This is a genomic window from Janibacter corallicola NBRC 107790 (assembly GCF_001570965.1).
In the GTDB taxonomy this organism is placed as follows: domain Bacteria; phylum Actinomycetota; class Actinomycetes; order Actinomycetales; family Dermatophilaceae; genus Janibacter; species Janibacter corallicola.
In genome coordinates this window covers 29,707-42,148 of record NZ_BCSR01000008.1, presented here as the reverse complement: position 1 = coordinate 42,148, position 12,442 = coordinate 29,707, and the positions used below count along the sequence as shown (strand labels likewise).

General features: G+C 72.0%; 11 protein-coding genes. 5 read left to right on the top strand and 6 right to left on the bottom strand.

The features are described from left to right. Positions 1 to 47: 47 nt before the first annotated feature. A complete protein-coding gene (locus tag JCO01S_RS05265; RefSeq protein ID WP_068251820.1) occupies positions 48 to 1,754 on the top strand; it encodes a glycerol-3-phosphate dehydrogenase/oxidase in 1,707 nt (568 codons plus the stop codon). A gap of 7 nt (positions 1,755 to 1,761) precedes the next feature. Here the strand turns inward: JCO01S_RS05265 and JCO01S_RS05260 are convergent, their stop codons facing one another. Next, positions 1,762 to 3,225, bottom strand: coding sequence for an amino acid permease (locus JCO01S_RS05260; protein ID WP_084342647.1), 1,464 nt, complete (start codon positions 3,223 to 3,225; stop codon positions 1,762 to 1,764). Between the two features lie 157 nt (positions 3,226 to 3,382). Between JCO01S_RS05260 and hflX the strand changes: the two genes are divergently transcribed. Beyond that, positions 3,383 to 4,855 carry a GTPase HflX gene (gene hflX / locus JCO01S_RS05255; RefSeq protein WP_068251816.1) on the top strand — a complete coding sequence of 491 codons (1,473 nt, stop codon included), beginning with the start codon at positions 3,383 to 3,385 and terminating at the stop codon, positions 4,853 to 4,855. Between the two features lie 10 nt (positions 4,856 to 4,865). On the opposite strand, the gene JCO01S_RS05250 is transcribed toward hflX, so the two are convergent. Then, the gene (locus JCO01S_RS05250) at positions 4,866 to 5,435 is read right to left on the bottom strand and encodes a LysE/ArgO family amino acid transporter (RefSeq protein ID WP_068252012.1); all 570 of its coding nucleotides are present in this window, start codon (positions 5,433 to 5,435) and stop codon (positions 4,866 to 4,868) included. Between the two features lie 94 nt (positions 5,436 to 5,529). On the opposite strand from JCO01S_RS05250, the gene JCO01S_RS05245 reads away from it, so the two are divergent. Continuing rightward, positions 5,530 to 6,447: a LysR family transcriptional regulator ArgP gene (locus tag JCO01S_RS05245; protein ID WP_068251808.1), complete on the top strand. Its 918-nt coding sequence runs from the start codon at positions 5,530 to 5,532 to the stop codon at positions 6,445 to 6,447. Positions 6,448 to 6,450: 3 nt separating this feature from the next. Then, a complete protein-coding gene (locus JCO01S_RS05240; protein ID WP_068251801.1) occupies positions 6,451 to 6,813 on the top strand; it encodes a VOC family protein in 363 nt (120 codons plus the stop codon). A 9-nt stretch (positions 6,814 to 6,822) separates the two neighbouring features. On the opposite strand, the gene JCO01S_RS05235 is transcribed toward JCO01S_RS05240, so the two are convergent. Then, positions 6,823 to 7,401 carry a cysteine hydrolase family protein gene (locus tag JCO01S_RS05235; RefSeq protein ID WP_068251798.1) on the bottom strand — a complete coding sequence of 193 codons (579 nt, stop codon included), beginning with the start codon at positions 7,399 to 7,401 and terminating at the stop codon, positions 6,823 to 6,825. Continuing rightward, positions 7,394 to 8,899, bottom strand: a complete 1,506-nt coding sequence (locus tag JCO01S_RS05230; RefSeq protein ID WP_068251796.1) for a purine-cytosine permease family protein — start codon at positions 8,897 to 8,899, stop codon at positions 7,394 to 7,396. The genes JCO01S_RS05235 and JCO01S_RS05230 overlap by 8 nt, the downstream gene beginning before the upstream one ends. 18 nt (positions 8,900 to 8,917) lie before the next feature. Here JCO01S_RS05230 and JCO01S_RS15640 point away from each other — a divergent pair, with 18 nt between their 5' ends. Next, a complete protein-coding gene (locus tag JCO01S_RS15640) occupies positions 8,918 to 9,589 on the top strand; it encodes an HD domain-containing protein (RefSeq protein WP_068251793.1) in 672 nt (223 codons plus the stop codon). On the opposite strand, the gene JCO01S_RS05220 is transcribed toward JCO01S_RS15640, so the two are convergent. Both JCO01S_RS05220 and JCO01S_RS05215 read right to left on the bottom strand, forming a co-directional pair. Beyond that, positions 9,567 to 9,830, bottom strand: coding sequence for a DUF4031 domain-containing protein (locus JCO01S_RS05220; protein ID WP_068251790.1), 264 nt, complete (start codon positions 9,828 to 9,830; stop codon positions 9,567 to 9,569). The genes JCO01S_RS15640 and JCO01S_RS05220 overlap by 23 nt on opposite strands. Before the next feature lie 4 nt (positions 9,831 to 9,834). Further along, complete coding sequence (locus JCO01S_RS05215; RefSeq protein ID WP_068252009.1) at positions 9,835 to 12,438, bottom strand: DEAD/DEAH box helicase; 2,604 nt, start codon at positions 12,436 to 12,438, stop codon at positions 9,835 to 9,837. Positions 12,439 to 12,442: the final 4 nt, after the last annotated feature.

Here is a 12,442-nt window from a genome sequence, read left to right as displayed (position 1 = left end):
AGGGGGATTCGCCCCCTTCGCCAGGAGCAGCGATTGCAGGAGGTCACATGCCCACCCCCACCCCACTGGACTCGGCGGAGCGCGTGAGGGCGTGGCGGCGGCTGGCCGAGGAGGATCTGGACGTGCTCGTCGTCGGGGGCGGGGTCACCGGGGCCGGCACGGCGCTGGACGCGGCCACGCGGGGCCTCAAGGTCGCCCTCGTCGAGCAGCGGGACTTCGCCTGCGGGACCTCCTCGCGCTCCAGCAAGCTCTTCCACGGCGGGGTGCGCTACCTCGAGCAGCTCGACTTCGGCCTCGTCCGGGAGGCCCTCCAGGAGCGGGAGCTGATGCTCACCCGGATCGCGCCGCACCTGGTCAAGCCGGTTCCCTTCCTCTACCCGCTCAAGCACGCCGTCTGGGAGCGGCCCTATGTCACCGCCGGGCTGACGCTCTACGACACGATGGGCGGCGGGCGCTCCGTCCCGCGGACCAAGCAGCTGTCCAAGCGGGGGGTGCGCGGCATCGCCCCCGGACTGCGCCCCGACGCCCACCACGGCGGTCTGCTCTACCACGACGCGCAGACCGACGATGCCCGCCACACCCTCACCGTGGTCCGCACCGCGGCCGCCTACGGCGCGACCGTGCTCAGTTCCGCGAAGGTGACCGGCCTGAAGCACGCGGGGGAGCGGGTCGTCGGCGCCACCGTCATGGACGTCGAGACCGGGGAGGAGGTGGCTGTCAACGCCTCCGTCGTCATCAACTGCACCGGGGTGTGGACCGATGACATCCAGCGGATGGCCGGCGGGCGGGGCCGTTTCCACGTCCGCGCGAGCAAGGGCGTGCACCTCGTCGTCGCACGGGACCGGATCAACTCCGAGACCGGTCTCATCCTGCGCACCGAGACCTCCGTCCTCTTCTGCATCCCGTGGGGCACCCACTGGATCATCGGGACCACCGACACCGACTGGAACCTCTCCCGCGCCCACCCCTCGGCGACCGCCGCGGACATCGACTACCTGCTCGAGCAGATCAACGGCGTCCTGCTCACCCCGCTCACGCGGGCGGACATCCAGGGCGTGTACGCGGGTCTGCGCCCGCTGCTGGCGGGAGAGTCGGAGGAGACCTCGCAGCTGAGCCGCGAGCACGCGGTCGCCCGCCCCCAACCGGGTCTGGTCTCGATCGCGGGCGGGAAGTACACGACCTACCGGATCATGGCCGCCGACGGCGTGGACGCGGCCCGGGAGGACCTCGCCCCGGGTGTGCCGGACAGCGTCACCGAGCACATCCCGCTGCTCGGCGCCGAGGGCTACCAGGCGTTGGTGAACCAGATCGACTCCCTGAGCCGCCGTCACGACCTGCCGGTCTGGCGGATCACCCACCTGCTGGACCGCTACGGATCCCTCGCGGTGGACCTCTTCGCGATGATCGACGAGGACCAGGAGCTGGCCCGGCCCCTGACCGGGGCCGAGGAGTACCTCACCGTCGAGGTCGTGCACGCGGCCCGCTCCGAGGCCACGCTGCACCTGAACGACCTGTTGACCCGGCGCACCCGGATCTCGATCGACACCACCGACCGGGGCGTCTCGAGCGCGGAGCCCGCGGCGCGCATCCTCGGCCGGGAGCTCGGCTGGGACGAGGCGACGGTGCGCACCGAGGTCGAGCACTACCTCGAGCGGGTCGAGGCCGAGCGGGAGAGCCAGCAGATGAGCGAGGACGAGCGGGCCGACGCCGAGCGCACCCAGGTCACCGACATCCGGACCCTGGCGAAGGGCTGAGCCCGGGTCAGGCCCGGTCGTCGACGTCCGAGCCGGCCCCCGCCGGTGCGTACCGCGCGTCGGTCGGCAACGTCGTGGTCTCCCGGCCCCGCCCGCGGACCAGGGCGACGTAGCCGATCGTCAGCACGACGAGCGTCCCGGCGCCGACGACGAAGGCGTGCCGCCCGTCCTCCGTCATCGCCAGCAGCAGGATGACGCCGATCATGAAGGCGATGGCGATGACGTTCGGGACCGGGAAGAAGGGCATCCCGTAGGACGTGGCGGGCGCGCCGGAGCGGGCGACCTGCACCCGCATCCGCCAGTGGGCCAGCAGGATCATCAGCCACGTGAAGACGGTCGCGAAGGTCGCGATCGCGGCGACGTAGAAGAAGAGCCGGTCCTCGATGAGCAGGAAGAGGGCGACCCCGACCAGGCCGGTGCCGAACATGATCGTCACCGGGATGACCGGGATGTTGCTGCGGCGCGAGAGGTGCAGGAAGGACCGGGGGGCGTGCCCCTGCTCCGCCAGCCCGTACATCGTGCGCGAGCAGGCGTAGAAGATCGCGTTCATCGCCGAGAGCGCGGCGGTGAGGACGACGAAGTTCATCAGGTGCTTGGCTGCCGGCACCTGCAGGGCGGCGAAGACCTCGACGAAGGGGGAGGACTCGCCCGTCACGCGGTCCCACGGGATGATCGCCATGATCACCGCGAGCGCGCCGACGTAGAAGAGCAGGATGCGGAAGGGCACCGTGTTGACCGCGCGCGGCATGGACCGCTCCGGGTCGTCGGCCTCCCCGGCGGTCATGCCGAGCGTCTCGATGCCGCCGAAGGAGAAGACGACGACGCTGAAGCTCATGATGATCCCCCACAGACCGAAGGGGGCGAAGCCGTCGTGCTGCCACAGGTGGGCGACGTCGGGGGTGGTTCCGCCGACCTCACGGCCCCAGAGGATGAGGACGATGCCGCCGACGACGAGGGCGAGGATCGCGAGGATCTTGATGAGGGAGAACCAGAACTCCATCTCGCCGAAGACCTTCACGGCCATGAGGTTCAGGGTCCCGATGACGGCGATTGCCGCCAGCATCCACGCCCAGCCGGGTACACCGGGAAACCACAGCCCCATGTAGGTCGCCACTGCCGTCATGTCCGCGATCGCGACGACGGCCAGCTCCAGCCAGAAGACCCAGCCGGTGATGTACCCGGCCCAGGGGCCGAGGAAGGAGCCCGTGTACTGGGCGAAGGACCCGGCGACGGGGTGGCGCACCGCCATCTCGCCGAGGGCCCGCATGACGATGAAGACCATCGCGCCGGCGACCGCGTACGCGAGCAGCACCGCCGGACCGGCGACCTGGATGGTCTCCGCGGACCCGTAGAACAGGCCGGTGCCGATCGCCGTGCCGAAGGCGATGAACTGCACGTGACGGGGATTCAGGCCGCGGGAGAGGTGGTCCTGGTCCGTCGTTGCAGTGGTGGAGTCGGTCTCGGGACTCATGGGGGCGTCGGCCTCCGGACGAAGGGGGAGAAGGGAGTGCCCGTCGTGGGCGGCAGAAACTCTACGTGTCGAGGACGGGGGATCGCCCGAGCGTCCCGGGCGGGTCGGGAGTATTCGCTGGCCGTGGGGCGTTCCATGGTGAGATCCTGAAGGAGACATGACGGAACCACTGCGAGACGACGATGATCACCTGCTCTCCCGGCGCGCCCAGGCGCTCGCGGCCGAGCCGGGTCCCATCGAGGGCCGAGACCACTTCGACGGTGACCAGCTGGACCGGGAGGAGCGCTCCGCGCTCCGCCGGGTCTCCGGCCTGTCCACCGAGCTCGAGGACATCACCGAGGTCGAGTACCGCCAGCTGCGGCTGGAGAAGGTCGTCCTCGCCGCGGTGTGGAGCCACGGGACCGCCGAGGAGGCGGAGAACTCCCTTCGCGAGCTCGCCGCCCTGGCGGAGACCGCCGGCTCGGAGGTCCTCGCCGGCGTGCTGCAACGCCGGCCGAACCCCGACCCCGGCACCTACCTCGGCTCCGGCAAGGCGCTCGAGCTGCGCGACATCGTCCTCGCGGAGGGGGCCGACACGGTCGTCTGCGACAGCGAGCTCGCGCCGAGCCAGCGGCGTGCCCTCGAGGACGTCGTCAAGGTCAAGGTGATCGACCGCACGGCGCTGATCCTCGACATCTTCGCCCAGCACGCCAAGAGCCGCGAGGGCAAGGCCCAGGTCGAGCTGGCCCAGCTGCAGTACCTGCTGCCGCGACTGCGCGGCTGGGGTGAGTCGATGTCCCGGCAGGCCGGTGGTCAGGCCGCCGGCGGCCAGGGGATGGGCTCCCGTGGTCCCGGTGAGACGAAGATCGAGCTGGACCGGCGCCGGATCAACTCCCGCATCGCCAAGCTCAAGCGGGAGCTGTCCGGGATGAAGACCCACCGCGACACCCGTCGCTCGGCCCGCGCCAACCGGGGCGTGCCCGCGGTGGCGATCGCCGGGTACACCAATGCCGGCAAGTCGACCCTGCTGAACCGACTCACCCACGCCGGCGTGCTCGTGGACAACCAGCTCTTCGCGACGTTGGACACCACGGTGCGGCGGACCGAGACCCCGGACGGGAGGGAGTACACGCTGACCGACACCGTCGGCTTCGTCCGGGCGCTGCCCCACCAGCTCGTCGAGGCCTTCCGCTCCACGCTGGAGGAGGTCGCCGACGCCGACCTGCTGCTGCACGTCGTCGACGCCTCGCACCCCGACCCGGAGAGCCAGATCAGCGCCGTGCGGGCGGTGCTCGCGGACGTGGACGCCACCGACGTCAAGGAGGTCGTCGTCCTCAACAAGGCCGACCTCGCCGACCCGGAGGTCATCGCCCGCGTGCTCCGCGAGGAGAAGTACTCCATCGCGGTCTCCGCACGTACCGGTGAGGGCGTCGATGAGCTGCTGGAGCTCATCGCCCGGGAGCTCCCCCGCCCGCAGATCGACGTCGAGGTGCTGCTGCCCTACGACCGCGGTGACCTCGTCAGCCGGCTGCACGAGGAGGGCGAGATCCTCCGCGAGGAGCACGTCGCCGAGGGCACGCGGCTGCGCGCCCGGGTCATGCCCAACCTCGCCGCGGAGCTGGAGCCCTTCGAGGGGACGCTGGCGCGCTGACCGGGCCTCCTCAGAGGGTCGCGAGGCGCCCGGCGATGGCGAGCATCGTCAGGCCGATGAGCCCGTCGAGGACCTGCCAGGTGCGGGGGTGGCCGAGCGGCCCGGCGAGCCAGCGGGCCCCCAGCCCGAGACCGGTGAACCAGACGAGGCTGCCCGTCGCCGCGCCCGCGGCGAAGGCCCACCGCTGCTCCTCGAAGCCGCCCGCGATCGACCCGAGCATGACCACGGTGTCCAGGTAGACGTGCGGGTTGAGGAAGGTGATCGCCAGCGTCGTGAGCACCACGGAGCCGCGGGAGGCCGGCGCCGCCGCAGTGAGCGCCCCGGGGGAGAGGGCCCGCCGCAGTGAGAGCAGGCCGTAGACCACGAGGTAGGCCACGCCCACCCACGTGACGACCGTCAGCGCCCGGGGGTGGGACTGCACGAGGACGCCCACGCCGGCGGTGCCCAGCGAGATGAGCAGCGCGTCCGCGGTGATGCACACGAGCAGGACCGGAACGAGGTGCTCCCGCCGGATGCCCTGCCGCAGCACGAAGGCGTTCTGCGCGCCGATGGCGACGATGAGGGCGAGTCCGGTGAGCATGCCGGCGAGGGCGGTGGTGAGCACGGGCCGAGAGTAGGTCGCCCCCGATGGGCAAGAGAAGCGAAAGTTCCTTTCGGATCCTTAGAGTTGCTTCATGAACCTCGAGCACCTGCGAGCGCTGCTCGCCGTCATCGACCACGGCACCTTCGAGGCCGCCGGCACCGCGCTGCAGGTGACCCCCTCGGCGATCAGCCAGCGGATCAAGGCCCTCGAGTCGGCCACCGGCCGGGTCCTCGTGCAGCGGAGCGCGCCGTGCCGCCCGACGAGTGCGGGGGAGGTGCTGCTGCGCACCGCCCGGCAGATGGTCCTCCTCGAGGAGGACGCCCGCGCGGCCCTGGGCGAAGGGGGTGCCCCCGGCCTGGAGCTGCCGGTCGCCGTCAACGCCGACTCGCTGGCCACCTGGTTCGAGCCGGTGCTCGCCGCCGCGGCGACGTGGCCGGACACCCTCCTGCGGCTCGCGGTGGAGGACGAGGAGCACAGCAGCGAGCACCTGCGTCGCGGTCACGTCCTCGCCGCGGTCAGCGCCGATCCCACCGCCGTCTCCGGCTGCCGCACCGAGGTCCTCGGTGCCATGCGCTACCTGCCGGTGGCGGCCCCCTTCGTTGCGGAGCGCCACCGGTCAGGACGTGGGGTGGACTGGCAGCGGATGCCGGTGCTGCGCTTCAACGCCAAGGACGACCTGCAGCACTCGGTGCTGCGCGGGCTCGGCGTGACCGACCCACCGCCGTGCAGCCACGTGCCCTCCTCGGAGGGCTTCCTCGCCGCGGTCCGCGCGGGTCTGGGGTGGGCGATGGTCCCGGAGGCCCAGCTGGGCGACGACCTCGAGACCGGCCGGCTGGTGCTGCTGCGCCGCCGCGCCCACGTCGACGTCACTCTCCACTGGCAGGTGTGGTCCCTGCAGACCTCGCGGGTGGGCCGGCTCGGTGACGCGGTCCGGGAGGCGGCACGAGCGCTGCGCCCCGCTCGAGCGGGTGGGAGGAGAGCTGTGGCGGCTGTCGGTGGCTCCCACTAGGCGATGGAGTTCTACCAGGCCGTGCTCGGGGGAACCCTCGAGATCGCGACCTTCGGCGACATGGACCCCGACGCCGGGCCCATCGCCGACCTCGTCATGCACTCCAGCCTGGAGACCGAGGCCGGCTACGTGATCTTCGCCAGCGACACCCCGCCAGGCATGCCGGCGCCGCAGCACGGCGGCGGGATGACGGTGAGCATCAGCGGCGACGAGGTCGACCGCCTGCGCGGCTACTGGGAGGGGCTGGCCGAGGGCGGCCGCATCGACGTGCCCCTCGAGCAGCAGATGTGGGGCGACGAGTTCGGCATGCTCACCGACAAGTTCGGCACCCCCTGGATGGTCGACATCCACCCGGCCGCGAGCTGACCGGGCCGATCAGGGGCGAAGGGAGGCGAGCACCCGGGCGGAGTCGGTCACCACGATCTGCGGGGCGTAGAGGCCCATCACGTGCAGCGCGGCGTCGTGGCTGCCCTGGTCCGAGCCCGCGCAGGCGTCCGCGGCGACGACGACGTGGGCGCCGGCATCGGCGGCCGGCAGCGCGGTCGAGATCACGCAGCAGTCCGTGGCCACACCGGCGAGGACGAGCGTCGGCGTCTCGCCGGTGACCTCCCGCAGCCGGTCCCACTTGCCGAAGGTGCTCGCCTCGACCGGCGGCCGTGAGCTGAGCTCCCGGACTCCCTCGACGAGCTCGTGGACCGGGTCGGTGGCCGGACGATCGGCGAAGGGCCAGCGCCGGAAGTAGTCCTCCCAGGAGCCGACGTGCTCGCCGGGCAGCCACCGGGTGAGCAGGGTGCGCTTGCGCCCGAAGGCACCCGCGAGCTCCCGGACCGGGCCGAGCGAGTCCGCGAACATCGGCGATCCCCAGTCCGAGGCGGGGTCGGCGAAGATCCGCTGCGGGTCGATGACGACCAACCAGGGGGCGACCGCGGCGTCGATCGGCAGGGGCTCAGCCATCGGCGCGCTCCTGCCGGCGCACGACCGGGCGGCGGGCCACCCACGTGATGACGAAGGCGAGCACGAGGGAGACGATGACGCCGAGGTTGGCGTAGGACCAGTCACCGACCCAGTAGTTGCCGGCCGGGTCCTGCACGAGCTCGGTGCCGAGGAAGGCCTTGAGCAGGTAGCCCTGCCAGTTGTTCCAGGTGGAGTCGGGCATCGCGTTGGTCACGAGCCCCCAGCCGATGACCGAGACGAGGAGCATCGTCGCGATCGAGATCCAGTCGACCGAGCCGTAGCGGCCGCGCGCGTCGAAGAGCGCCGCCTCGTCGTAGTCCGCGCGCCGCAGCGCCAGGTCGGAGAGGAAGATCCCCGCCCAGGCGGCGAGCGGCACCCCGAGGGTGATGAGGAAGGACTGGAAGGGCCCGAGGAAGTCCTCGGCGAAGAAGACCACCCAGATCGTCCCGAGGGTGAGCAGCACCCCGTCCAGGCCGGCGGCCGCCGGCCGCGGGATGCGCACGCCCAGGCTGAGGAGCGTCAGCCCAGAGGAGTAGATGCCGAGCACCGCCCCGGAGACGAGCGCGAGCACCGCGGTCACCCCGAAGACGACGAGGTACCAGGTCGGCAGGATCGTCGCGAGGGTGCCGATCGGGTCGGCGGCGATGCCGGTGCGCAGTGCCTCGTCGGAGCCGGCGAGACCGATGCCGTAGGCCACGAGCAGGCAGGGGGCGAGGGCCCCGCCGAGGGTGTTCCACGAGACGATCGCGCCCGAGGAGGCGTCGCGGCGCTGGTAGCGCGACCAGTCGGCAGCGATGTTGATCCAGCCGAGCCCGAAGCCGGTCATCACCATGATCAGCGCGCCGAGCACCTGCTGCGGCGAGCCGCCCTCCAGCTGCCCCAGCGCGTCCCACTGCACGTGCTGCAGGGTGAGCGCGACGTAGACGATCGTGGCGAGCCCCGTCAGCCAGGTCAGTACCGACTGGAGTCGCATGATCAGGTGGTAGCCGGCGACCGAGGCGGTGACGATGAGGGCTGCGACGACGAGCATCGCCACGACCTTCGTGCCGGTGCCCCCGCCCCAGCCCAGCTCGCGCATGACCGTTGCCGTCGCGAGCGTGGCCATGATCGCCAGGAAGGTCTCCCAGCCGATCGAGACGATCCAGGAGACGACGCCGGGCAGCTTCTGGCCGTGCACCCCGAAGGAGGCCCGGGAGATGATCATCGTCGGCGCCGATCCGCGCTTGCCGGCCACCGCGACGAGGCCGCACAGCAGGAAGGAGATGACGATGCCGAGCACCGAGACGAGGATCGCCTGGCCGAGGGAGACGCCGAAGTCGAGCACGAAGCTGCCGTAGGAGATGCCGAAGACCGAGACGTTGGCGGCGAACCACGGCCAGAAGAGGTCCCGTGGCCGTGCGGTGCGGTCGGACTCCTCGATGATCTCGATCCCGGTCGTCTCGACTCCGGCACGCCGGACGGTCTCGAGTGTGTCGCGGGAGGACGAAGGGGCGCTCATTCCGGCAGAATCCCACATGTGAACACCCTCGTGGACCGCTGGCGGGACGTGGTGGTGCCGTTGTGCCCGGTCGAGCTCGCACCCGGGGCGGTGGCGCTCGGGGAGGACCTGCTGCAGCGGTGGCTGGAGCCGCACCGCTCCTACCACGACGTCGTGCACCTTGCGGAGGTGCTCGCCGCCCTCGACGAGCTGGGCGAAGGGGGTGCCCTCCCGGAGGGCTCCGGCGCCGTCGCCGACCTCGTGGCGTGGTTCCACGACGCGGTCTACGACGTGCACGCGCCCCCCGGTGAGACCGAGGAGGCCTCGGCCCGGCTGGCCGAGGAGACCCTCCCGGGCATCGGCCTGCCGCCGGACGTGGTCGCGGCCGTCGCCCGGGTGGTCCGGGAGTCGGCCACCCACGAGCCCTCCGGTACCGGTCCGGATCCGATGGGCGATGCCTTCCACGACGCCGACCTGTGGATCCTCTCCGCAGGCACCGAGCGCTTCGACGCCTACTGCCACCAGGTCCGGCTGGAGTACCGGCAGGTCCCGGCGGAGGACTTCGCGCGGGGCAGGAGCGAGGTGCTGGCCCCCTTCGCCCGCCGGGAGCGGCTCTACCGCACCGACCACGCCCACGAGCACTGGACCGCCCGCGCCCGGGCCAACCTCGCCCGGGAGCTGGATCGGCTCAGCGTCGCTCCGCCTGCCTGACCCGCAGGCCGCTGGCGATGAGCGCGCGGATCAGCTCCCGCCCGCTGACCTCCCGGGCGCCGGCGGCGACCGCCTCCTCGTAGCGCTCCTCGGGCAGGTCGTAGTGGTCCTCGTCGAAGAGCCTGCGCGGCAGCGAGATCCGTTCGGCGAAGTCGTGCAGCTCCTCGAGGGAGGCGTCGGAGACCACGTGGCTCCAGTGCCGGCCCCATCCGGGCCACGTCGGCGGGTCGATGAGGATCATGGCGTCAGAGCGAGCGCAGCGCGGTGGCCAGCACGACGGCGGCCCCCACCCGGTCGGAGGCGTCGAGGTCGACGAGCGCCTCGATGACCCAGTCGTGGTCGCCGGCGGGGTCGGCGAGGGTCTGGCGGACCTCCCACAGCCGGACCTCCGGCCCGTCCTCGGGCCCACCCGGCGCGGGTCCGCGGGCCTCCTCGATGTGCAGGTGGTGCGGCCCGCGGGCGTCGGCGTCGGTGGCGATCTCGTCGTGGACCTCCCAGTAGTCGCCGAGCGCGACGTCCCAGTCCTCGGCCCCCATGACCGGGGAGCGCCCGTCGTCGGCGAGCTCGGCCGCCGCGACCTCGAGCGCGGCGAGCCGGTCCACGTCGTCCCGGGCGGCGAGCTCGACCCGCTGCCACAGGGCGCCGCGGACCATCGCGCGGAAGGGGCCGGCCTTCGCGGTCAGCGGGCGTGGGGGAGCGGTGGCCTCGTGGTTGCTGATCCGTTCGGCGGTGTGTCCGTCGGGGTCGGCGAGGGCCTCCCACTCGTCCAGCAGCGAGGAGTCGGTCTGGCGCACGGTCTCGCCGAGCCACTCGGTGAGTGCCTCGACCTCCTCGCTCGCGTAGGCCTCGGGCACCGTGTGGGTGAGCGTCCGGTAGGCGTCGGAGAGGTAGCGCAGCACGAGGCCCTCCCGCGGGGCGAGCTGGTAGAGCCGCACGAAGTCCGCGAAGGACATCCCCTGCTCCCACATCATCCGCACGATCGACTTGGGGGTCAGGGCCTCCTCCGGCAGCCACGGGTGGGTCTGCCGATAGGTCTCGAAGGCCGCCTCCAGCTCCTCCGCGAGCGGCTGCGGCCAGGTGATCTCGTCGATGATGCGCATCCGCTCGTCGTACTCGACGCCGTCGGCCTTCAGCTGCGCGATGGCCTCGCCGCGGGCGGCGTGCTGCTGCGCCAGCAGGATGGCGAAGGGGGCCTCCAGCACCGCCTCCACCGTGGAGACCAGGTCCAGCGCGTAGCCGGGGTCCTCCCGGTCGAGCAGGTCCAGCGCCGCCAGCGCGAAGGGGGCCAGCGGCTGGTTGAGCGCGAAGTCCCGCGGCAGGTCGACCGTCAGCGCGACCGTGCGCCCGGTCTCGTCCGGCTCCGGGAGCCGTTGCAGCACACCGGAGTCCAGCAGACTGCGGCCCAGCCGGATGGCGCGGCGGGCGAGCCGGGCACGGCTGCGGGCGTCCTCGTGGTTCTCACGGGTCAGCCGCGAGAGGGTGCGGACCGCGTCGCCGGGGCGGGCGACGGCACCCAGGATCATCGCGTTGTCGACCTTCATCCGCGAGCGCAGCTTCTCCGGCTCGGCGGTGGTCAGCTTGGTGAAGGTGTCCTCGGTCCAGACGATGAACCCGTCCGGCGGCTTCTTGCGCTGCAGCTTCTTGCGCTTCTTCGGGTCGTCACCGGCCTTGACCTCGGCCCGGTGGTTCTCGATGACGTGCTCGGGCGCCTGGACGAGGACGTACCCCTCGGTGTCGTAGCCGGCGCGGCCGGCACGACCGGCGACCTGGAGGAACTCGCGCACCCGCAGCACCCGGTGGCGGTGGCCGTCGAACTTCGTCAGCGAGGTGAAGAGCACCGTGCGGATCGGCACGTTGATGCCGACGCCGAGGGTGTCGGTGCCGCAGATGACCTTGAGCATCCCCGCCTGGGCGAGCTGCTCGACGAGACGCCGGTAGCGCGGCAGCATCCCCGCGTGGTGCACCCCGATGCCGCGCCGGAGGAGGGCGCTGAGGGTCTTGCCGAAGCCGGCGGAGAAGCGGAAGCCCGCCAGCCGGTCGGCCAAGGCTGCCTTCTCTCCCTTCGTCAGCAGCCTGGTGGTCTGCAGGCTGCGGGCGTGCTCGGCCGCCTTCGCCTGGGTCTGGTGCACGACGTAGACCGGGGCGCGCCCCCACTCGAGGGTCTCCTCGATCGTCTCCTGCAGCGGGGTCATTACCCACCGGAAGGTGAGCGGCACGGGGCGCTCGGCGTCCGCGACGCGCACGACGTCCCGGTCGCTGCGCGCGGCGAGGTCCTCCTCGATGTCGCGGGTGTCGCCGAGGGTGGCGGACATGAGCAGCATCTGGGCCTGCGGCAGCTCCAGCAGCGGCACCTGCCAGGCCCAGCCGCGCTCGGGCTCGGAGTAGTAGTGGAACTCGTCCATGACGACGAGACCGACGTCGGCGGCACTGCCCTCGCGCAGCGCGAGGTTGGCCAGCACCTCCGCGGTGCACACGATGATCGGGGCGTCCGCGTTGACGGAGGCGTCGCCGGTGAGCATCCCGACGTTCTCGGCGCCGAAGATCGCGCACAGGTCGAAGAACTTCTCGCTGACGAGCGCCTTGATGGGGGCGGTGTAGAAGGCGACCTCGTCCTTGGCCAGGGCGTGGGCGATGGCACCGGTGGCCACGAGGGACTTGCCGGACCCGGTCGGGGTGGCGAGCACGACGTGGTCGTCGCCGAGGAGGGCGAGCAGCGCCTCCTCCTGGTGCGGGTAGAGCTCGGTGCCGCGCCCGCTCGCCCACTGCGCGAAGTGCTCGTAGAGGTCCTCCGGGCTCATCCCCTCGGGGATCGTGAGGGCGGTGGGCGGCGCGGCGGGGGAGGAGGTCATGGTG

Excerpts from the sequence above, each read along its gene's own strand:
- JCO01S_RS05265 (WP_068251820.1), top strand. The coding sequence starts at position 48 with ATGCCCACCCCCACCCCACTGGACTCGGCGGAGCGCGTGAGGGCGTGG.
- JCO01S_RS05260 (WP_084342647.1), bottom strand. The coding sequence starts at position 3,225 with ATGAGTCCCGAGACCGACTCCACCACTGCAACGACGGACCAGGACCAC.
- hflX (WP_068251816.1), top strand. The coding sequence starts at position 3,383 with ATGACGGAACCACTGCGAGACGACGATGATCACCTGCTCTCCCGGCGC.
- JCO01S_RS05250 (WP_068252012.1), bottom strand. The coding sequence starts at position 5,435 with ATGCTCACCGGACTCGCCCTCATCGTCGCCATCGGCGCGCAGAACGCC.
- JCO01S_RS05245 (WP_068251808.1), top strand. The coding sequence starts at position 5,530 with ATGAACCTCGAGCACCTGCGAGCGCTGCTCGCCGTCATCGACCACGGC.
- JCO01S_RS05240 (WP_068251801.1), top strand. The coding sequence starts at position 6,451 with ATGGAGTTCTACCAGGCCGTGCTCGGGGGAACCCTCGAGATCGCGACC.
- JCO01S_RS05235 (WP_068251798.1), bottom strand. The coding sequence starts at position 7,401 with ATGGCTGAGCCCCTGCCGATCGACGCCGCGGTCGCCCCCTGGTTGGTC.
- JCO01S_RS05230 (WP_068251796.1), bottom strand. The coding sequence starts at position 8,899 with ATGAGCGCCCCTTCGTCCTCCCGCGACACACTCGAGACCGTCCGGCGT.
- JCO01S_RS05220 (WP_068251790.1), bottom strand. The coding sequence starts at position 9,830 with ATGATCCTCATCGACCCGCCGACGTGGCCCGGATGGGGCCGGCACTGG.
- JCO01S_RS05215 (WP_068252009.1), bottom strand. The coding sequence starts at position 12,438 with ATGACCTCCTCCCCCGCCGCGCCGCCCACCGCCCTCACGATCCCCGAG.